The organism is Anabaena sp. AL09, from assembly GCF_001672255.1.
GTDB lineage: Bacteria > Cyanobacteriota > Cyanobacteriia > Cyanobacteriales > Nostocaceae > Dolichospermum > Dolichospermum lemmermannii.
Map to the genome: position 1 here is coordinate 133,662 of NZ_LJOQ01000038.1, position 21,300 is coordinate 154,961.

The following is a 21,300-nucleotide window of genomic DNA, read 5'->3' on the forward strand; positions in this document are numbered from 1 at the left end:
GGTGCGTTATGGTGTCGCTCTAAGCGTAACCATGCCTGCAAGAGCTTTACACACCCTACATACCTTTTTTATCCCATTCTTTTTTCAAATTGGTGTTATATTGATTTTGCCAGGTTGTCAAAATATCAATAACTACCAGCCCAAGTTATCCATTTATGAGATAAACCTATATGCAAAATTTCTCCAGTTATCTCAAGTTCAGTTATGATAGTTGTTGTTAAATCAACGCCCATTAATTCGGCTTCATTGATATTACTATCAATTAAATTGGCTTTATGGAGATTTGCACCGGTAAAGTCAGCACCACTCATTTCTGCTTGACTAAGGTTTGCACCTACCAAGTTTGCTGAAGTTAAATTTGCAGTTCGCAAATCAGCACGACTCAGGTTAGTTTTTTTGAGGCTGACTCTGGTTAAATCAGCACCAATTAAGTTGACTTCACTTAAGTTTGCATTTTCTAAATTTGCTCTACTTAAATCAGCATTAGTTAAATTTGCTCTACTAAGATTACAATCGCTTAAATTTGCCCTACTAAGATCAGCACCGCTTAAATCTGCTGCTTCTAAATTTATTCCTCTCAAATCAACATGATTTAACTTAGCTTGGTGCAGATTTATGCCAGAGAAATTCCTTTCTCCTGATTTATATGACTTCAGGAGTTTTCTAGTGTCCATTATTCCACCTCTTTATATTTACAGGTGAGTTATTACACTTCCCAAACCACAAACAATTACTTGAGTTTCTAGCGACTAAAATTATTAGCTAAAAATCGTATATTCATTATACTCTAATTAAGAAGCTAATTAAATAAACGTTAGAATTTAGTTAGGTTATAAAAAAACATAGCAATACTTACATCAATAATACTTTTATGACAGCTAATTTAATATCTCATTCCCCTTCTGACTTTATCACCTCCTTATCCCGTGCTGCTACTGCGTATCGGGAAGGAAGTCAAGTTCCCCCGGCTGAAGTAATCGTAAATGCGTTGCTGGAAGCGGAAAAAACCGCAAAGCTACAAAAGTTAAATTACCCTTTTGAATCTCTGGGTGGTAAATGGCGACTTTGTTTTGCTACTGGGACTAAAAAAGTTAGAAACCGGGGCGGAATTATTTTAGGTAAGGGTTGGTATGTCCCGAAATTGACGAAAATTCATCTTTGTTTTAGTAGCACAGAAGAACAGACTTTAGGAAAGGGGGAAATTGCTAATCAGGTCCAATTGGGAGGGATTTTATTGAAACTCACAGGACCAATAAAATATTTAGGAAAAAAGAATTTATTGGCTTTTGATTTTACCCAAATGCAAATTAGTTTATTTAATTGGATGTTTGTCAATAAACAAATTCGCTCTGGTAAAGTTGAAAGTGGGAATTTTGATAACCAACCTATAGCTAAATTACCTTTTTTTGCTTTCTTTCTAATTACCGAAAACTTGATTGCTGCCCGTGGTCGTGGTGGTGGTTTAGCACTTTGGATTAAGGATAATTAATCTTTTCGGCAATAAAGAACCCCTCCCCGCTTGCGAGGAGGGGGCTATGATTTAGTTTATTAAATTCGGTAAAAAGTAGATAAATCAAATTTTAATTTATGCAACTTCTCAATTTCTCTATAGAGAAACAAATAAACACTAATTCTCATGGTTACAACACAAACAATTAAAAAATAAATCCGCTATTACCTGCTGTAGCCAAGCTGAAAAAAAATCGTAATGAGAATTTAACACCATCTGGCAACAGAAGGATTAAAATCAGAACGGACAGATTAGCCCTGTAATCAAGGAGGCTTAGAAAACAATGTCCGATTTAAATCGCGGAATTATGAAATTTGAAGGTGCAGATTCACCTAAATTAATTACCATCTCCACTGTGGTACTTTTAGGATCAATTGCTGGACTGATTCTATGGGCGCTTACTGGTGCTTATGCACTAGGATAGATTCCGAGAATAACAATTCAGGACACTAGCAAGTAAGACTACCATTGCTCTCTAGTGTCCTGTATAGTAAATAGTTATTTTTGTTAACAACAAACTGAGAAATTTCCGCTCTAAAATTTTAGATTATAAAATAATGATTAATTTTTTTGGGATCTTAATTATTTTAATTTTTTGTCCACTGTTAGGGGCAATACCGCTCATTTCCTGGATTACTTATGCCCTGAGTGGTAAAAAATTAGCCAATATGGGGACAGGAAATATTAGCGTTGCAGCGGCATTTTATCACGGTGGTAAATTAGCAGGAAGCATCTGTGTCGTCTCTGAAGCCGTCAAGGGCGTTGCTGTTGTCACAATTGCCCAATATTGTTTTCCTTCACAACCATTCTCCGAAATTATCGCTTTAATTGCCTTGGTTATCGGTAGATACGTGGCTACTAAAGGGGCAGGAACAACAAACGTCGCTTGGGGTTTGCTGGCACATGATCCTTTGGTAGCTGCCTTTGTTAGCTTACTTGCAGCTATTGGCTTTTTGATCACTCGCTCTAAAGAAACAATTAAATTAGGGGTATTAGTCATATTTCCCCTATTTGTGGGGATTGTCCATTCCCAGGATATAGCCAGAATTATTGCTGCTTTTGCCTTGTCGGCATTAATTTACTGGATTTATAACCAAATTCCTGATGATTTAAATCTCCCAGTTGAGGAAGCAAATCCAGAATCTCAACCAATGATGGCATATTTAAATAATGAGGAGAAGATTATTACTTTAGATGATGACTTAGATGGGGAAGTCGTAGGAGCTAAATCTGCAACATTATCGCAACTTAAACGTTGGGGTTATGCAGTTCCGAAAGGTTGGGTATTATCTCCTGATGATGATCCCACACCTTTAATTGATTTTCTGCAACCATCACAACTTTCACCTTTAGTAGTGCGTTCTTCTGCCATTGGGGAAGACTCCCAACAGGCATCAGCAGCGGGACAGTATGAAACAATTTTAAATGTGATCAGTAAGGCAGAACTACGACAAGCGATCGCTCAAGTCCAAGCCTCCTATAATCATCCCAGTGCCGTCGAATATCGCCGTCGCAGCAGATCAGAAGATGCGGCAATGGGGGTACTCATTCAGCAACAAGTTCAAAGCGTATTCTCTGGCGTAGCTTTTAGCCGAGATCCCATTTCTCAACAGGGTGAGGGTGTAGTTATCGAAGCTGTATCTGGTAGTCCTACGCAAATCGTATCGGGAAAAGTGACACCAGAACAATATCTAGTCGTGGTTGCTGGTGATGAAAAATTGTCTTGTCTGCAATTTGAAGGCAATGGGAAAGTTCCCCAAGCATTAATTAAGCAAGTTGCATACCTAGCCCGTCGTTTAGAAAGACGTTATTTGGGTATTCCCCAAGACATTGAATGGAGTTATGATGGTCAAAATCTGTGGGTATTACAGGCAAGACCAATCACTACGCTTTTACCCTTATGGACAAGGAAAATCGCCGCTGAGGTAATTCCGGGAGTTATTCACCCCTTAACTTGGTCTATTAATTCTCCTTTAACCTGTGGTGTGTGGGGAGAAATTTTTAGTATAGTTTTGGGTGATCGTGCTAAACGCTTAGATTTTGCCACAACAGCAACATTGCATTATTCTAGAGCCTATTTTAATGCTTCCTTGTTAGGAGAAATCTTTTTGGAAATGGGATTACCTCCAGAAAGTCTGGAATTTCTGACTAGAGGTGCAAGTATGAGTAAACCTGCTCTAAATTCCACTTTAGCTAATTTACCAGGACTAACAAAGTTACTCAAGCGGGAAATTGATTTAGACAAAGATTTTAAATCGGATTATCGCCAAGTTTTCATTCCGGGATTAACCCAATTATCAAATGTCGTCATTGCCGAATTATCACTAGATCAATTATTAACTAGAATAGATTTAATTCTCGACTTATTACATCGGGGAACTTACTACAGTATTTTAGCCCCTTTGAGTGCAGCTATTCGCCAAGCGGTTTTGGGGGCAAAGACAGAGGAAATTGATAATAGTGTCACCCCAGAGGTAGCATCATTAAGAGCTATGCGTCTTCTGGTTGCGGATGCTAAACAAATCTTAATAGCTGGTAACTATGATTTTAAACCAGAACAAGTATTTGCACAATTGGCAGAAACGCCCGCAGGGGAAAGAATTTTAGATGAAATTGACGAATTGATTGAGGATTATGGTTATTTAAGTGAAGTCGGTACAGATATTTCTGTTCCCACTTGGCGAGAAAATCCCCAAATAGTTAGACAATTATTTATCCAGTTGTTACAAGCACCTGAATTGCCAAATTTAGATGATTCCCGTCCCGAACAGGCAAATTTAGTGCAAAAACGAGTTGATCTGAAAGGACGGGTAACGGAAGTTTATTCTCGCTTGTTAGCTGAATTACGATGGACATTTTTGGCTTTGGAACAGATTTGGCTTGAGTCTAGGGTATTAAGACAATTAGGAGATATTTTCTTTCTCAAGTTAGATGAAATTCGTGATTTAGTGATTAATTCAGATGTAGCTTTTAGGAATCATTTATTGGCATTAGTCGAAAAAAGGCGATCGCAATTTCTCCAAGATAGCCAAATTACGCAAATTCCCGCCGTAGTTTACGGTTATAATCCTCCTCACCCCATTGCCCCGGTAATTGATCCCTCTGACAAGATTTTATTAGGTATTCCTGCTAGTCAAGGACAAATTCAAGGACGGGTGAAAGTAGTCCGAACTTTGCAAGAAGCCCATGATATTGATAAAAACACCATCCTTGTAGTTCCTTACACAGATTCCGGTTGGGCCCCTATCCTCGTGCAAGCTGGGGGTTTAATTGCTGAAGCTGGGGGTAAACTTTCTCACGGAGCAATTATCGCCCGTGAATACGGTATTCCTGCTGTTATGGATGTGCGTGGTGCGACGTATCTGCTGCAAGATGGTCAGGAAGTTCGCATTGATGGCTATAAGGGGACGGTGGAAATACAATAGTCTAAAGCAACAATAGCATAAGCTTCTTTGTGTACTTGTTTGAGGGCGATAAAGGCAACTTGACGAGGGTTGGTCATGGAATATCAGGTAATTTAGTTCAGAGTTGTCATTATACCTGCCAACATAAGCTCAAGGAGCAAATACTTAGAGTGCGTTAGTGGTAGTATAAAGCACCAATTAAAAATCCCTAAAAAGCTTATACAATCTGCTTTTTTAATTTTTAATTGTTAATTTTTAATTCCGCCCTGCGGTACTAGTGGTAGTTTTTGCTTTTCCAATAAGCAGACAATATTGTATACTTGACAATACATAGTCTATTTAACATTATATATATGCTAGAAAAGCAATTGGTTGAATTTGAGCTAGAAAATGGCGGTAAATTCTTAGTGGAAATTGAGGAATCAGAAGATACATCTCTTGCTACGGAGAGAGTCGCTTTACCATCTGGGCGAGAAACGCAGTGTACCAGGATTTATAGATTGTATGTCAACTGAAAATTACTTTCAAACCTTTAGAAGTGCGCTTGCTCGCATTTATAATAAAAACTGTAAAGTTGTTGGCGCTGGTTTTTTAGTGAATCAGTACCATCTTCTTACCTTCCGGCTCTTTGGCTTTCCCCAAGGACATGATCTTGGTGTCTGGGCTAATGATGAACTGCTTGATGCCCAAGCTACTCACTCGATACAGATAGAAGCCATTAAAGTTCCTAGATATCAGATTGAGCTTGGTTTTAGTGATTCTCCTGTGTGGGATAAACCATTACAGGGAGATGCCCAAGCTACTCGCTCGATACAGATAGAAGCCATTAAAGTTCCTGGATATCAGATTGAGCTTGGTTTTAGTGGTTCTCCTGTGTGGGATAAACCATTACAGGGAGTTGTGGGTATGGCTGTACCCGCAGAGAAAAAGCGAGAAGGAGTCAAAGCGGCATTTAGGATGCCTATAACTGTGTTAGTGGAAACTGGGGATTTTTTACATCAAGCCATGCAGCAAAAACCAATAAATTCTTCTCGTTCTTTTAATCGAGTACAAGAAATTAAAGTCAGGGAATTGGAAAAACGTTTCGCAATTTTAGAAATTGATTATGAAGCAGTTTATAACCAATTGAATGAAACACTAGATGCTGAATTTAAAAATAAAATACAGCTAAAACTGAAGAGAATTGAGCAAGAGATGAATGATGTCTTTGGAGAGTTAAAAATGGTCGGATAAAAATTTTATTACAAAAGTCCGCCAATAAGCGACCTTAAGTATAAAATTCATCCAACAGGTTTTGATTTAATGAAGGAGTTTTAGCCCAGACAACACAACCCATATCAGTTACAGATATTGCCAATTTCCTAAATACTGATGAATATGATGTTGAGGAATTATTAGAAAATTGGGTAGAATTTTTAGTCTAAGAAAATAGATCAGAAAATACTTACTACAGCTTCTATCATTTTAGTTTCCGTGATTTCATTAACAAAATATAGAACTCAAACCCATCCCATAGAGAGATGATCCATACCAGCATTTGAAATAAATTATAAGCGTATGTACTTAAATAACATACATCTTAAATCCCCTCGTCGCTTGCGGGGAGGTGGGGTTTTTGTATTTAAATCTGGTAGGTTGGTTTGACCTTAGGAAACCCAACATTTACGAACTTTTATTGGGTTGTCGCTTAACTCAACCTACAAAAACTCTTAACCGAACAGTATTGACATCAATTCTGAATTCATCTCAATTAAATTGTGAGAAAAAAGAGATTATTTAACTTTTTAGGATTGGTAATAATAATAGCGATCGCTATTATTAGTTATCACAATTGGCCATTACCAAAACCACCCGCATTCATTACCGTTAAACTCAGCGGTTGGACAGGAAATCCTCTAGAACAAAGACTTTTAAAACAGGTAATTGAAGACTTTGAAAAGCAGCATCCCCAGATCAAAGTCAAATATGAAGCGATTTCTGATCAATATATGGATGTAATTAAAACCCGCTTAGTAGGAGAAGCTGCACCAGATGTATTTTATCTCGACGCACTAGAAGCCCCTTTCTTAATGGGTCAGAATGTCCTAGAACCCCTTGGTAAATACATTAAACCCAAATTTGACCTCACAGATATAGAACCCAACTTACTCAAGAATTTTACCTACCAAAATCGTATTTATGGTTTACCTAAAGACTATTCCACCTTAGCCCTATTTTATAACAAACAAGCATTTAATCAAGTGGGTTTAACCAGTCCTCCCACTACCTGGGAACAACTCCGCAGCTATTCAAAACAATTAACAGGCAAACTCAATAAATATGGCTTTGGTGAAATTCCTGAATTAGCCCGTCAAGCATACAAAATTACAGCTTTTGGAGGGGAAATTATTGATAAAAATGGTTATGCTACCTTTGCAAATAATCCAGGATTACAAGGTTTAGAATTAGTAATTAACCAATATCAAAAAGATCGATCTTCCGCCCAAAAATCTGATGTCGGCACAAATTCCGGGAGTGAAATGTTTGGACAAAATAAAGTAGCAATGGTAATTGAAGGGAATTGGGCAATTCCCTATTTACAAGAAACCTTTCCCAAACTAGAATTTGCCACAGCAGAAATACCAGAAATTAATAATCAAAAATCCACAATGGTTTTTACTGTTGCTTATGTCATGAATAAACAAGCACCCCATAAAAAAGAAGCTTGGGAACTCATTTCTTTTCTAACAGGTAAAGAAGGCATGAAAAAATGGACAGGTAAAGGATTTGCATTACCAGCCCGTAAATCAGTGGCACAACAGTTAGGTTATGATCAAGACCCTCTGAGATCATCATTAGTAGCAGGAGTTAATTATGCGACACCCTGGCAATTAGGTAAAAATCCTGCCGCAATTATCAACAATTTTGATAATCAATTTATTAGTGTTTTACTAGGACAACAACCATTAAAACAGGCAATGTTAAAGGCACAAGATGCAGCAAACAAACAAATTAAGGCAGATATGTAGGGTTCTCTAATTTTCCTCTTCCTTTCTTCCTTTGCGCCTTTGCGCCTACCCTTCGGGATCTCTAAGAGAGATTGCGTGAGATATAAAAATGTGTTTCATTTACGAGAAAATCACTGTAATAGACAGATTCGAGAAAATTTTATAGCTTATTTATTCATAACTCCCAGTATTTTAGTTTTAGGCACATTTGTAATTTTGCCTATTCTCTATGCTGTATTTCTTTCCCTACACAAAGTACAAATGTTGGGAGGGATTAATTACCATTTTTTCGGTTTGGGTAATTTCCAAAGATTGCTAACAGATGAAAGAGTGGGAATTGCTTTGAAAAATACCGCAGAATATGTGGCTATTGTTGTTCCCACCCAAACTATTTTGGCTTTAGGTTTAGCTGTGACACTCAATTCTGGCATTCGCGGCAAAAATTGGTGGCGGATTCTTTACTTTTTACCAACAGTTACATCTTCAGCAGTTTTGACACTAATTTTTATGTGGATTTATAACACAAATGGACTATTAAACAATTTTTTGGCTTTTCTCAACCTGCCTATTTATAATTGGTTGGGAGATCCATCTGTTGCCCTGAAAGGGATTATGATCATGAATATTTGGTCAACAGCACCGTTTTTTATGGTGATTTATTTAGCAGCTTTACAGGATATTCCCCAAACTCTTTATGAAGCAGCAGAACTTGATGGTGCTAATAATTGGGAACAGTTTATTTATATTACTTTGCCTTTATTGCAACCTGTGACTTTCTTTGTCATGGCTATGGGAATAATTGGGACTTTTCAATTATTTGATCAGTCTTATATATTTTCTGGAGGGACAGGTGGACCCAATAACGCTACTCTCACCTTAGTCCTGCTAATTTATCAAACCGTATTTCGGAATTTACAAATGGGATATGGTGCAGCAATTGCCTTTTTACTAGCATTTGTAATTATTATCCTCACATTAATTCAGAGGCAATTTTTTGGAGGTTATAAAATTTGAATAAAATCTTTGGTAGTTTCTGGTTGAAAGTGCTGTTATATATCTTCCTCATAGTTTATGGAATTATTACCGTAATTCCTTTTCTCTGGGCATTTTCTGCATCATTTAAGCCTCTATCCGAGATTATTAGCGGTGAATTTAATTTTATCCCCAAACATTTTACTCTCGATAATTACAAACAAATATTTCTGCAAGAACCTTTATTTTGGCGGTGGTTATTTAATAGTGTGATTATTGGTGTTACTGTCACAATTTTAAACTTGCTATTTAACTCAATGGCAGGTTATGCCCTCGCAAGATTGCATTTTCGGGGTAAACAGTGCTGGTTTTTCCTAATTTTGACCGTGTTAGTAGTGCCAGCGCAAATTACCCTGATTCCCACATTTTTAATTTTAAAAGCCATCGGTTGGCTAAATTCATACCCAGGGATGATTGTTCCGAGTATGGTCAATGCTACTTTCATTTTTATGATGCGGCAGTTTTTTGTCAATTTCCCTAGAGAACTAGAAGAAGCTGGACAATTGGATGGTTTAAATGCCTGGGGAATTTTTAGGTATATAGTTTTACCTTTAGCTAAACCAGCATTAGCCGCACAAGCGGTTTTTGTCTTTATGGGTAGTTGGAATAATTTTTTACTCCCTGTAGTGATTCTCTTTGACCCAGAAATGTTTACTTTACCTTTAGGACTAAATACATTTAAAGGTCAATATATCAGCTATTGGAACTACATTATGGCAGCTTCAATGGTGTTTACTCTGCCAGGTTTAGCTATTTATGCTTTCTTTAACCGCTACTTAATTCAAGGTGTTACCTTTACCGGTGGTAAAGGCTGAAAATACAGCAGAATTCAAGAGACTGCACAGAATTATGAACTCCATTAATTCATCCCTTCCTATCTGCGTTTATCTGCGTTTATCTGCGTACCCTATGGCTTCGCCACGCAAGCTGCGGGAAGCAAGCTACACTGTATCAACCCTAATTTATAAAAAATGGTTATCATCAAATTCATCTATGAATGAAGAGTTTATTCAATGGTTAACATCAAAATTATCTATTCATGTCCTTTTTCTGTAATTAACTAAACCCAAGATTACGGAAACCATAGATTAAAAATAATCATTATCATTAATTAAACAATATATATTAGAAACTTTCCACAAAATTAAGCTCAAACTATAAGTTTTTACTTATGTATCCAATATAATATTTATTTAATAATTCGAGTTGAAAATTGATCACTTTGATCAGAAACACTGTAAACTAGATTTCACTAGCTGAGTGATGCCTCTTGTTCATACTAGGTTAAGAAACTAAACCATGTTCATCACAAAGTATACAAACTAACTTTTTTACATAAAAAGCTAATTTTGAATGCCTAGATATAACTAGGAATTTCAATAGTAAAGCCAAGAATTTATTTCTTTGTCTAAATTTTCATGTTTAAAAAATAAATTATTTCACCAGGGAGATGTTTCATGTCTGAATTTTTTAACCAAATTTCTCGCCGTAAATTTATTGTAACTGCCGGGGTATCAGCAGGTGCTGTATTACTTAAAGGTTGTTTAGAAAATCCGCCAGAACCAGGAGGTATAGCCCAAGCGAAACAAGCTGAAGCAGTTAAATTAACACCAGAAATTACACCAGAAACCACTACTGTTAAATTAGGATATATTCCTATTGTAGAAGCTGCGCCATTAATTATTGCCCAAGAATTAGGCTTTTTTAAAAGATGGGGAATGACAAATGTACAACTTGCTAAACAAGCATCTTGGGGTTCAATGCGAGATAATACCGAAATTGGTTCTGCTGGTGGAGGTGTAGATGGTGGACAATATCAAATGCCCATGCCGCATTTAATGACAGAAGGGTTAATTACTAAAGGAAATACCAAAATTCCTATGTATGTATTAGCCCAATTAAATACTCAAGGTAATGGAATTGCGATCGCTAATAAACACGCAGGTAAAGAAATTGGACTAGATTTAGCTAAAGGTGGAAAAATAGTTTTTGATCAATTAAAAAGTACAAAAAATCCCTTTACAGCCGCCTTTACTTTTGGCAAAGTTAATCAAGAATTTTGGCTACGTTATTGGTTAGCAGCAGGTGGAATTAATCCTGATACAGATGTGAAATTAATTCCTGTATCTGCTGCCCAAACTGTAGCCAACATGAGAACAGGAACAATGGATGCGTTCAGTACCGGAGATCCTTGGCCTTATCGAATTGTGAAAGACAAAATTGGTTTTTTAGCCGTATTAACCTCAGAAATGTGGAAAAATCATCCTGAAGAATACTTTGCCATGAAAGCGGAATGGGTAGACACTCATCCCAAAGCAACCAAAGCCATTTTGAAAGCTATTATGGAAGCACAACAATGGTTAGATAACTTTGAAAACCGTGAAGCGGCGGCGGCAATTTTAGGACGAAGAAACTACTTTAATTTAACACCAACCTTCCTGAAAGATTCCCTACAAGGTAATTATGATATGGGTAATGGTCGTGTGATTAATGATAAATCAATGGCAGTATTGTATTGGAAAGATGAACGAGGTAGTGTGTCTTATCCCTATAAAAGTCATGATTTATGGTTTTTAACTGAAAGCATTCGTTGGGGATTTTTACCACCAGAATATTTAAACAAAGCCAAAGATTTAATAGACAGAGTTAACAAAGAAAATATTTGGCGCGAAGCTGCTAAAGAAGCAGGAATTATGGAGGCAGATATTCCTACTAATACATCTCGTGGACTAGAAACATTCTTTGATGGTGTAACTTTTGATCCAGAAAATCCCACAGCCTATTTAAAGAGTTTAAAAATCAAGAAAGTCAATATTTAGGACTGAGAATATTTGCTGAAATCAAAAATAGAAAATCAATCAACAACAATATTTAATTGATTGACTATTAATCACAAAACAAAAAATCAACAAAATTAGGAGAAAATCATGACTACATTTACCGCCAAACGTCGTAATAGTAACAATTCTGATAGTGCTATATCTGTATTTATTAGTAAACAATTACCGGAAATTATACCACCAACAATTGCTATTGTGGTTTTCCTGGTGATTTGGCAAGTATTTTCTTTAATTGCTGGAACATTACCCGGACCTATTCAAGTAGTTCAAGAAACTTGGGAGTTAATTCTTTATCCATTTTATGATCGGGGAGGAATTGATAAAGGGTTATTTTGGCAAATTTTCGCTAGTTTACAACGGGTAGCTATTAGTTATACTTTAGCCGCAATTGTGGGTATTGGTTTAGGGATTTTAATTGGTGTGAATCAAACCATGTCTAAAGCCTTAGATCCCTTATTTCAACTATTAAGAACTGTACCTCCTTTAGCTTGGGTTCCTATTTCCTTAGCAGCTTTAAGACAAAATGAACCAGCCGCATTATTTGTAATTTTCATTACTTCTCTGTGGCCAATTTTAATTAACACTGCTGTGGGAGTAAAAGAGATTCCTAATGATTATAATAACGTTGCTAAAGTCTTACAACTTTCTCAAAAAGAGTATTTCTTGAACATCTTAATTCCTGCGGCTTTACCTTATATTTTCACTGGGTTAAGAATTTCCATTGGTTTAGCTTGGTTAGCGATTATTGCGGCAGAAATCGTCATGTCTGGTATTGTGGGTATCGGCTTTTTTATTTGGGATGCTTATCAAGCTAACAAGGTTAGTGAAGTTATTTTAGCACTAGTTTATATCGGTGTTGTGGGTTTAATCCTCGATAAATTAATGGCTTGGTTACAAAACCGCATTTTACCACAACAAAAGTAGGAAATGGGAGGGTACAGGGGAGAATATATTTATTCCTATTACCAATCACCAATTACCAATTACCCATTACCAATTACCAATTACCAAAATTATGTCTATATTTGTTGGCGTTGACCAAGTTGATAAAATTTTTGAATTAACCGGTGGTGGACAATATATCGCCCTCAAAGGTATTGATCTCCAAATTAAAAAAGGCGAATTTGTTTCTCTTATCGGTCACTCAGGTTGTGGAAAATCTACCCTTCTAAACATGATTGCCGGTTTGGATTTACCAACAGAAGGTTTAGTCACTTTAGAAGGACAAAGAATTAAAAAACCTGGACCTGATAGAATGGTAGTATTTCAAAACTATTCGCTTTTACCTTGGCGAACAGTGAGAGAAAATATTGCTTTAGCAGTAGATTCAGTATTACATGGAATGCCCGCAGCGGAACGCAAAGCGATTATTGACAGACATATAGATATGGTCGGTTTACGTCCCCATGCTGATAAACAACCAGGGATGTTATCAGGTGGACAAAAACAACGAGTTGCGATCGCTCGTGCCTTGGCAATTCGTCCTAAACTATTACTATTAGATGAACCCTTCGGTGCTTTAGATGCCCTAACTCGCGGGAATTTGCAAGAACAATTAATGCAAATTTGTGAAGAGAATCAAGTTACCGCAGTCATGGTGACACACGACGTAGACGAAGCGGTTTTGTTATCTGACAGAATTGTCATGTTAACCAACGGACCAGAATCGAAAATTGGCGACATTTTAGAAGTAGATATTCCTCGTCCTCGCAAACGCATGGAAGTAGTAAAACATCCCAGTTACTACAGTTTGCGAAGTGAAATGATTTACTTCCTCAACCAACAAAAACGCATCAAAAAAATTCGGGCGAGAAAAACTGCTGCGGTGGTTCGTCATGGTTTAGAAAAAGTTAATTTAGAAATTGGCTTCTTACCCATTACAGCTTGCGCCCCCCTGGCGATCGCCAAAGAAAAAGGCTTTTTCATCAAACATGGTCTGGATGAGGTTAATTTAGTCCGGGAAAGCAGTTGGAGAGGAATTGTAGACGGGATGACAGGGGGATATTTAGATGCGGCACAAATGCCCTCAGGTATGCCCATGTGGTTAAGTTTAGGAGGAAATAAAAACCAACCTTTACCAGTTGTCACCGCCCTGACAATGACCCGCAACGGTAACGCCATCACCTTAGCCAAACGCTTTTATGATGAAGGTGTACATAGCTTATCTGACTTCAAAAATTATCTCCTGAAAACCCGCGAACAAACACACAGAATGGGAGTAGTTCATCCCGCATCCATGCACAACCTATTACTACGTTATTGGTTAGCAGCAGGTGGAATTGACCCCGACAGTGATGTGGTTATGAAAAATATCCCTCCTGCTCAAATGGTAGTAGATTTAAAAGGTGGAACTATTGACGGTTATTCTGTAGGTGAACCTTGGAATTATCGGGCAGCAGTTGAAGGTTCAGGCTTTACCATAGCCACAGATTTAGAAGTTTGGTTAGGACACCCTGGTAAAGTTCTAGGAGTACGAGAAGATTGGGCAGAAACTTATCCAAATACCCATATTGCCTTAACCAAAGCCTTATTAGAAGCTTGTCAATATTGTGCAGATCCTGCCAACGCCCAAGAAATTCGCCAAATTTTAGCAAGTCAGGAATATGTCAGCACAGATATTGAATATATCCAACTGGAAGACCCGAATAACGCTACCTGTGACTTAAATCATCCCATGCGGGAATATGCCCATCACCAATTTTATTCCGAGTCTGCCATTAATCGCCCCAGTCGCACCGAACAAATTTGGATTATGACTCAATTAGCGCGGTGGGGTGACACTCCCTTCCCCAGAAACTGGGTAGAAATCGTTGAAAGAGTTTGTCGAGTCCGCGTTTTCAGTACCGCAGCCAGAGAACTAGGCTTAGATATCAGTTACACCCGTCAACCCATTCAATTATTTGATGGTAAACCCTTCAACGCCGATGATCCAATTGCCTATCTTAACGACCTAGAAATCAAACGCGACTTCTCCATAGCCGAAGTCATTCTAGATGCCCCCAGAAGAACCGCAGCTTAAAAAAACCCTTTCTCGTTCCCATACTCTGTATGGGAATGAATTACGGAAGGCTCTGCCTTCGATTATACCAGAGGCAGAGCCTCTTGATAGCATTCCCAGTCTGAGACTGGGAACGAGATAACGAGATATTAAAAAATTCAAAACTCAAAATTTAAAATGCAAAACCGTAACTTAAAATCTACCAACACAGCTACAACCACAATCAGCCGTCAACCCTTCCTAGAAGTTAAAGATGTTTGCAAAGTTTATCCCACCAAAAATGGACCATTTACCGTTCTTGATGGTGTTAACCTCAACGTGGAGAAAGGTGAATTTCTTTGCGTTATCGGCCACTCTGGTTGCGGTAAATCAACTTTATTAAACATGGTTTCTGGTTTTAACTTCCCCACAACTGGACAAGTTTTATTAGAAGGAAAACCAATTATAAAACCAGGTCCAGATCGCATGGTAGTATTTCAAAACTATGCGTTATTACCTTGGAGAACAGCTTTTGAAAATATTTATTTAGCTGTAAATGCCGTTTATCCCACTAAGCCAGAAGCCGAAAAACGGGCTATTGTCAGAGATCATTTAGCAATGGTGGGTTTAGCTGATGCCATGGAAAAGAAACCCATGCAAATGTCTGGGGGAATGAGACAACGGGTTTCTATTGCTCGTGCTTTGGCTATTCGTCCGAAAGTGTTGATTTTAGATGAACCTTTTGGGGCGTTGGACGCAATTACTAAGGAAGAATTACAAGAGGAATTGTTGAAAATTTGGAATGATAACCGTTGTACAGTTTTGATGATTACCCATGATATTGATGAGGCTTTATTTTTGGCTGATAAGTTGGTAATGATGACCAATGGACCTCATGCCAAAATTGGGGAAGTGATGGAAATTCCTTTTTCTCGACCTAGAGATAGAGCGAGAATTATGGAAGATCCTCAATATTATCAACTGCGAAATTATGCCTTAGATTTCTTGTTTAACCGTTTCGCTCATGATGATGTAGGTTAGAGAATGTTACTAAAAATATCATAATTTCTCGATATCCCCCCTTACTCGCCAATTCATCGGCAGGTAAGAGGGGATTATAGTTTTCTTAAATTATAATTAACATAACAGCAAGTATTGAGTGTATAATCACTTATATTTTCTAGGTTTAGGGTATGGAAACTCAGATAGTTCTTTACATTTATTCATTTCCTTCATATTTACGGGAACAGCCACGAGTTAAAATAGGTAGAACTTCTGGGAGTATTGAAACTGATCCTACAGAATTAGCATGGCAACGCATACGTTCGCAAATTAAAACTTCACATCCAGAAGAAGCTAAATTATTGGGCGCAGTCAGAGTTCCAGGTGAGTGGGTAGAAACAACAATTCATTCACAGTTAAAAAATAAGGGATATCACATTTCTAAAGCACCTGGAATAGAATGGTTTAAATTTCCCAATCAAAAGGAATTGCAGAATTTTCTAGATATGCTTTATCGTTCTATAATCATTGATGATTTCTCCGAATTTGGTGGAGGAAGAACAGATATTAAAGGTGATTCTTTTGATTCTATTATTTCTGCATTTGGTGTTAAAAAACTGAATGGAAAAGAGTTTAGAGATGAAAGTGATTTAATCAAAATTCTCAATGATGAATTATCTCCACTTTATCCTGGTTTTCCTCAATGGTTCGATAAAACCATGAAAAGCTCAGACAGTGTTTTTAACGTAGCTTATAGAGATAAACAAGCTATTGGAGTTGCTATTTGGAAGCCTAAAGTAAATGGAATAGCTAAACTTTCAACTCTTTTTGTGACTGAGGATTATAGACGTAGTGGTATTGGCAGAAACTTAATTTTAACTTGTTTTGAGCAATGGAAAGCGGAACTAATTAGACGAGTTTTTGTTACCACAGCTAAAATTGAACTTGTTCCCTTTTTTGAACGTTACGGCTTCTGGGTAGAAGGTATAGGAAGAGAAATATATGAACGTGAAAAACATTTACCAGAATGGTTTTTAACGAAACTATTTTTTTATGAATCTGATCAGAATAATTTAGACACAATAAATAAAGCAAAAATTCTATTTCCATCTATAACATCAACATTTTATCAGCCTAAAGGTAGAGAAGAAATTTCACAAATTGAATTGAAAGATGGAAGCATTCAGTTAAGTGCTGTTAATAATAGTCTCATTTATCAATTCTCTCTGCATTCTTGGCTAAATCTTACTTATCCAGCCGAGTCAGTTTACACCCCACAAACAACTTATATTATACCAATTTTTCCTAAATTTTTGATTCAGATATTTCAAAAGGGCAAGACAGTCTATTATGGTAAGTGCAGTCGTACCCAGGATGACATGAGAGGAGCATTAATATTATTCTATGCCAGCAGTCCTATATCTGGTGTTGTGGCGATCGCCAGAATTGTTAATCGCTATATTGGAACGCCCACTAAACTCTATAATGATTTAGGTAATAGGGGGGTTCTCACCTTGAAAGAAATTGGTAGTGAAGAAAAACCACAACAGGCTATTGAGTTTGATTTCCTTATGCCACTCCGTCAAGTGGTTCATCTAAATGACTTACTCAGTAATGGTGTTCTCAACGGACCACCACAAACAATGCACAGCCTTCCTTTAGAACGTTATAGAAAAGCTGTTGAACTTGGAGGTATTTATGCAGGCTAAATATATCAAAGCATTAAGCATTAAGAGAATTTATGCGGAACGTATTATTGATGGTAGTAAAAAAATCGAGTTGCGAAAACGTTCAATTGGCATGGAATTAGGTGATCTAGTTCTTTTATACGAAACGACACCTGATTCTATTATCAAGGGAGGTTTTATTGCTGATAAAACGATATCCTTACCTGTTGATCAGATGTGGAGGAAGTATCACCACATTTTAGGAGTAGATAAAGATTTCTATGATATATATTTTGAAAACTGTGAATTTGCCTATGGTACTTTTATATATCAAAGCTTTCTTTTTCCTTCCATTTCTCTGAAAAAAATACACGATCTTTGCCCTAATTTTACTCCACCACAAGCCACGATAAACTGGCGTAATAATTGGTATATTCAGACTGAATGGATGGATGCACTTAATAACGCAAGAAATCAGTTAATGGAGCAAGGTAGATTAGGTGAACAATTGAGTTTATTTGCATTGTAATAGATGAATCTGATTAATCTTATCATAAAAATGTAATTTAAACTATTAGCATCTAAGAGCCACTATTTTGCTATTGGTTGATAATTTTTCTATTTCTCTTAGCTTATCAAAAATCTAAATAATAAATATGATGAAACATCAAATAATTTTCGTTGGTGGAGTTCATGGTGTTGGTAAAACAACACTATGCAAAAAAATAGAATCAACATTTAATATCGAACATTTTTCAGCAAGCAATCTAATTGCTAAAGAAAAGGCAGAAGAAAATCTTCGCAACAAACAAGTTGAGAATATTACTGGAAATCAAGATTTTCTAGTAACAGCAATAAACAAATATTTTAAGAGTGAAACCTGGTATTTACTTGATGGGCATTTTTGTCTATTAAACAAGAATAATGAAATTACCAAAATTCCATACTCAACGTATGAAGGAATTTGTCCAAGTGCTATTATTCTTTTAGTTGATGAACCAGAAAATATATATACTCGTTTAAACTTAAGAGATAGTATTAAACATGATTTATCATTGTTACGTTCTTTTCAAGAACAAGAAATTGATTATGCTGATTACATAAAGGATAAATTAAATATTCCCTATATAATGTGTAACATTAGTGAAGAGGAGAAAATATATACTTTTATTGAAGATTTAGTGTCTTTATGAATTAGTTAGCGTAACACCACGGAGTTCTCAATGAATGAGAAATATCCAATTATCATCCCGTCAGGAATGTAGGTTGGGTTAAGCAACAGCGCAACCCAACAACAGCTTTAATCATCAGGTTTAATAATGTTGGGTAACATACGTCAACCCAACCTACTAAAATCAAAGATTAAGCATGAACCATTAAATATTGGCCATTACCGTTGTATTCACCATTGCAACTGGCGAAATTAGCAACAAACCAAATTAAATAAAACCGCCAGATGCGGCGAAATTTGGCATAGTCCATCCCGTAGTCTAAATCTTTGACTATTGCCTGAGAATCATCAAAGTTTTTTAACCAACTAGCAAAAGTTCTAGAATAATTAGAGCCATTAATATACCATTGATCAATAGTTTTCAGGTCTTGATTATGACTGGGAATCGCGTCATATTTCCAGTAACGACCATGAGGAAAAATGTATTTGTGAGTGAAAACACTGGAGATATTATTAGGGGTACGGACTGTAATAATGTGAATAAAAACCTTGCCGTTATCCTTGAGAAAAGATGCCAGCTTTTGAAAAGCCTTTGTTAAATTACCCACATGACAAAAAACACCAATTGAGAGAATTTTGTCAAACTTTGTCTCAAATTGGGCATCGTTTAAATCTCCTTCATAGAGAGTAAAACGACCAGAACTAAGATAACTTTCAGGATCTTGCATTTTCTGACGCATATATTCACATTGGTGGTGACTCAAGTTAATTCCTGTGAATTTGACATTGGGAAATTTGGCAAGAATATAATTTGCTATGCAGCCCCAACCACAGCCAAAATCTAAAATATGATCACCATCTTTTATTTCTAATTTGTCAATTACATCATCAATCATTTGCATTTGTGATTGTTCGAGATTTGCTGCTCCTTTTTCCCACAATCCCATGCTATATTTGGGATAAATAAGTTTTCCCTCACCTAACATGAGATTCAACATAGCTTGAGGCAAATCGTACTGAATCTTCATTAAATCCCGCGCACCTTCGGCTGTATAGTCTGTTTCTGTTAATACCCATTCATAGGGTACAAGCAGGGATGGAAAATACTTAAAAAAGACAGGCATACAACTATCAAAAAGCGATCGCAACACAGCATCCGGTACTTCTAATCCGTTGATATAAGACTCGGCTATTGCCATTTGCACTGCATTAACTGTACTAACTGCAAGACGGGTTGCTTTGTAGGCAATGGGACTTTTAGTATGTACATCTCCCACTATGGGAAGATGTTTTTCCATATTTTGTAAAATTGGTGATGAACTCATGTTTATATTGGATTTTAAAGATGCCGCTATTTTATATCAATAAAGCCAAGTCAAAATAATATTAAAGAATAGATATTTCTTTGGATAGATAGAATGAAAAAAAGAGGAATAATAAGTATATATATATATATTCACTACGGCTGATAATTAAGTAAGTCAACACAATAAAACCAAACTGTGTAAAGAAATGTAAAATCACTGAAAACTTCTTCTAACATACCTCTAAGATATAAGGTTGTGTTGCGCTGTCGCTTAACCCAACAAAGCAAAAAATGGACAAGGTATTGATGCTAAAACCATATTACTGTATTCTGTTCTATGACAAGTTATGTTTCAACCTTCTGATCATCTGCCGCTGATATTCTCAGGAAATAGATGTAAATAATTCGATATATAAACTACAAAAGGTGGACAGAATGAGTCTTCGCGCACTACTGTTAATAAATAGTAATTCTCGTCAAGGGCAAGAACGTTACCAAGAAGCAATAAATTGTTTAAATAAATTGGGTTTGGAAATAATTACAGAATCTACAGAACATCCAACTCAACTAGGGACTGTGATTCGGCGTTACCAACAGCAAATAGATTTGGTAATTGTCGGTGGTGGTGATGGTACACTTAATGCTACTATAGAGGCGATAATTGAGACTCAATTACCTTTGGGTATTTTACCATTAGGAACTGCTAACGACTTAGCCAGGACTTTAGCAATTCCCAACTCTTTACCGGAAGCGTGTCAAATTATTGCCTCTGGAAAGTTGCGAAGAATTGATTTAGGTTCTGTAAATGGGAAATATTTTTTTAATGTTGCTAGTCTGGGTTTAAGTGTAAAAATTACTCAACAATTAACTAAAGAAATTAAACGGCGTTGGGGTATATTTGCCTATGCAGCAATTGCATTTCAAGTAATTTGGAAATCTCGCCCTTTTAGTGCAGAAATTCGCGTGAATAACGAATCAATTCATGTGAAAACTGTGCAAATTGCTGTGGGTAATGGTCGCTATTATGGTGGTGGTATGGCTGTAGTTCACGACGCAGCGATAGACGATCAAAGACTGGATCTTTATAGTTTAGAAATCGATCATTGGTGGCAAATTCTTCCCCTACTTCCGGCTATGCGTCAAGGTAGACATATTGATTGGCCGAATGTCCGCGCCCTTGAAGGTCAGGAATTTACAATATATACTAGAAAACCCCATGCTATTAACACAGATGGAGAAATTACAACCCATACTCCCGCTGTGTTTCGGGTGATTCCTCAAGCGATCGCAGTTTTAGCCCTATGACTATCATCTTAAACTATGATTTACCTGATTGATATGATTTATTTGATGGGATATGTAATTAAACAGGAGATGGTCAGTAAAGGAGGTAAAAAATGAAAA

18 protein-coding genes are annotated in these 21,300 nt (G+C 36.7%); 16 read left to right on the forward strand and 2 right to left on the reverse strand.

What is annotated here, in order from left to right:
* Positions 1–125: 125 nt before the first annotated feature.
* Positions 126–674 (reverse strand): pentapeptide repeat-containing protein, encoded by a 549-nt coding sequence (locus AN490_RS06975; RefSeq protein ID WP_015083527.1) that lies wholly within the window; start codon positions 672–674, stop codon positions 126–128.
* Between the two features lie 197 nt (positions 675–871).
* Between AN490_RS06975 and AN490_RS06980 the strand changes: the two genes are divergently transcribed.
* The 15 genes from AN490_RS06980 to AN490_RS07050 all read left to right on the forward strand — a co-directional run bounded on the left by AN490_RS06980 (position 872) and on the right by AN490_RS07050 (position 18,612).
* Positions 872–1,489, forward strand: a complete 618-nt coding sequence (locus AN490_RS06980; RefSeq protein WP_300001181.1) for a hypothetical protein — start codon at positions 872–874, stop codon at positions 1,487–1,489.
* A 304-nt stretch (positions 1,490–1,793) separates the two neighbouring features.
* Positions 1,794–1,934, forward strand: a complete 141-nt coding sequence (locus AN490_RS06985) for a hypothetical protein (protein WP_015083525.1) — start codon at positions 1,794–1,796, stop codon at positions 1,932–1,934.
* Between the two features lie 133 nt (positions 1,935–2,067).
* Entirely contained in the window at positions 2,068–4,935 is a 2,868-nt protein-coding gene (locus AN490_RS06990) for a glycerol-3-phosphate acyltransferase (protein WP_300001184.1), read from the forward strand.
* Positions 4,936–5,267: 332 nt separating this feature from the next.
* Positions 5,268–5,429: a hypothetical protein gene (locus tag AN490_RS06995; RefSeq protein ID WP_168633488.1), complete on the forward strand. Its 162-nt coding sequence runs from the start codon at positions 5,268–5,270 to the stop codon at positions 5,427–5,429.
* Entirely contained in the window at positions 5,419–6,147 is a 729-nt protein-coding gene (locus AN490_RS07000) for a hypothetical protein (RefSeq protein WP_300001187.1), read from the forward strand. Before AN490_RS06995 ends, AN490_RS07000 begins: the two co-directional genes overlap by 11 nt.
* 524 nt (positions 6,148–6,671) lie before the next feature.
* Positions 6,672–7,922 (forward strand): ABC transporter substrate-binding protein, encoded by a 1,251-nt coding sequence (locus AN490_RS07005; RefSeq protein WP_300001189.1) that lies wholly within the window; start codon positions 6,672–6,674, stop codon positions 7,920–7,922.
* A gap of 90 nt (positions 7,923–8,012) precedes the next feature.
* Positions 8,013–8,915 carry a carbohydrate ABC transporter permease gene (locus AN490_RS07010; protein WP_300001300.1) on the forward strand — a complete coding sequence of 301 codons (903 nt, stop codon included), beginning with the start codon at positions 8,013–8,015 and terminating at the stop codon, positions 8,913–8,915.
* A complete protein-coding gene (locus AN490_RS07015; protein ID WP_300001191.1) occupies positions 8,912–9,748 on the forward strand; it encodes a carbohydrate ABC transporter permease in 837 nt (278 codons plus the stop codon). Before AN490_RS07010 ends, AN490_RS07015 begins: the two co-directional genes overlap by 4 nt.
* Positions 9,749–10,390: 642 nt before the next feature.
* Positions 10,391–11,752 carry a CmpA/NrtA family ABC transporter substrate-binding protein gene (locus AN490_RS07020; RefSeq protein WP_300001193.1) on the forward strand — a complete coding sequence of 454 codons (1,362 nt, stop codon included), beginning with the start codon at positions 10,391–10,393 and terminating at the stop codon, positions 11,750–11,752.
* A gap of 108 nt (positions 11,753–11,860) precedes the next feature.
* Positions 11,861–12,697, forward strand: coding sequence for a nitrate ABC transporter permease (gene ntrB / locus AN490_RS07025; RefSeq protein ID WP_168633497.1), 837 nt, complete (start codon positions 11,861–11,863; stop codon positions 12,695–12,697).
* 91 nt (positions 12,698–12,788) lie between these two features.
* The gene (locus AN490_RS07030; RefSeq protein ID WP_168633496.1) at positions 12,789–14,792 is read left to right on the forward strand and encodes a nitrate ABC transporter ATP-binding protein; all 2,004 of its coding nucleotides are present in this window, start codon (positions 12,789–12,791) and stop codon (positions 14,790–14,792) included.
* A 156-nt stretch (positions 14,793–14,948) separates the two neighbouring features.
* Positions 14,949–15,791, forward strand: a complete 843-nt coding sequence (locus AN490_RS07035) for a nitrate ABC transporter ATP-binding protein (protein WP_300001197.1) — start codon at positions 14,949–14,951, stop codon at positions 15,789–15,791.
* 152 nt (positions 15,792–15,943) lie between these two features.
* Positions 15,944–17,461, forward strand: a complete 1,518-nt coding sequence (locus AN490_RS07040) for a GNAT family N-acetyltransferase (RefSeq protein ID WP_300001199.1) — start codon at positions 15,944–15,946, stop codon at positions 17,459–17,461.
* The gene (locus AN490_RS07045) at positions 17,451–17,948 is read left to right on the forward strand and encodes a hypothetical protein (protein WP_300001201.1); all 498 of its coding nucleotides are present in this window, start codon (positions 17,451–17,453) and stop codon (positions 17,946–17,948) included. The genes AN490_RS07040 and AN490_RS07045 overlap by 11 nt, the downstream gene beginning before the upstream one ends.
* 127 nt (positions 17,949–18,075) lie before the next feature.
* Positions 18,076–18,612 carry an ATP-binding protein gene (locus AN490_RS07050; RefSeq protein WP_300001203.1) on the forward strand — a complete coding sequence of 179 codons (537 nt, stop codon included), beginning with the start codon at positions 18,076–18,078 and terminating at the stop codon, positions 18,610–18,612.
* 169 nt (positions 18,613–18,781) lie between these two features.
* Here the strand turns inward: AN490_RS07050 and AN490_RS07055 are convergent, their stop codons facing one another.
* A complete protein-coding gene (locus AN490_RS07055) occupies positions 18,782–19,915 on the reverse strand; it encodes a class I SAM-dependent methyltransferase (protein ID WP_300001204.1) in 1,134 nt (377 codons plus the stop codon).
* 416 nt (positions 19,916–20,331) lie between these two features.
* Here AN490_RS07055 and AN490_RS07060 point away from each other — a divergent pair, with 416 nt between their 5' ends.
* Positions 20,332–21,201 carry a lipid kinase gene (locus tag AN490_RS07060; RefSeq protein ID WP_168652827.1) on the forward strand — a complete coding sequence of 290 codons (870 nt, stop codon included), beginning with the start codon at positions 20,332–20,334 and terminating at the stop codon, positions 21,199–21,201.
* Positions 21,202–21,300: the final 99 nt, after the last annotated feature.

Coding starts and splice junctions, on each gene's coding strand:
- AN490_RS06995 (WP_168633488.1), top strand. CDS start 5,268: ATGCTAGAAAAGCAATTGGTTGAATTTGAGCTAGAAAATGGCGGTAAA.
- AN490_RS07030 (WP_168633496.1), top strand. CDS start 12,789: ATGTCTATATTTGTTGGCGTTGACCAAGTTGATAAAATTTTTGAATTA.
- AN490_RS06980 (WP_300001181.1), top strand. CDS start 872: ATGACAGCTAATTTAATATCTCATTCCCCTTCTGACTTTATCACCTCC.
- AN490_RS06975 (WP_015083527.1), bottom strand. CDS start 674: ATGGACACTAGAAAACTCCTGAAGTCATATAAATCAGGAGAAAGGAAT.
- AN490_RS07050 (WP_300001203.1), top strand. CDS start 18,076: ATGATGAAACATCAAATAATTTTCGTTGGTGGAGTTCATGGTGTTGGT.
- AN490_RS07055 (WP_300001204.1), bottom strand. CDS start 19,915: ATGAGTTCATCACCAATTTTACAAAATATGGAAAAACATCTTCCCATA.
- ntrB (WP_168633497.1), top strand. CDS start 11,861: ATGACTACATTTACCGCCAAACGTCGTAATAGTAACAATTCTGATAGT.
- AN490_RS07060 (WP_168652827.1), top strand. CDS start 20,332: ATGAGTCTTCGCGCACTACTGTTAATAAATAGTAATTCTCGTCAAGGG.
- AN490_RS07045 (WP_300001201.1), top strand. CDS start 17,451: ATGCAGGCTAAATATATCAAAGCATTAAGCATTAAGAGAATTTATGCG.
- AN490_RS06985 (WP_015083525.1), top strand. CDS start 1,794: ATGTCCGATTTAAATCGCGGAATTATGAAATTTGAAGGTGCAGATTCA.
- AN490_RS07040 (WP_300001199.1), top strand. CDS start 15,944: ATGGAAACTCAGATAGTTCTTTACATTTATTCATTTCCTTCATATTTA.
- AN490_RS06990 (WP_300001184.1), top strand. CDS start 2,068: ATGATTAATTTTTTTGGGATCTTAATTATTTTAATTTTTTGTCCACTG.
- AN490_RS07035 (WP_300001197.1), top strand. CDS start 14,949: ATGCAAAACCGTAACTTAAAATCTACCAACACAGCTACAACCACAATC.
- AN490_RS07020 (WP_300001193.1), top strand. CDS start 10,391: ATGTCTGAATTTTTTAACCAAATTTCTCGCCGTAAATTTATTGTAACT.
- AN490_RS07000 (WP_300001187.1), top strand. CDS start 5,419: ATGTCAACTGAAAATTACTTTCAAACCTTTAGAAGTGCGCTTGCTCGC.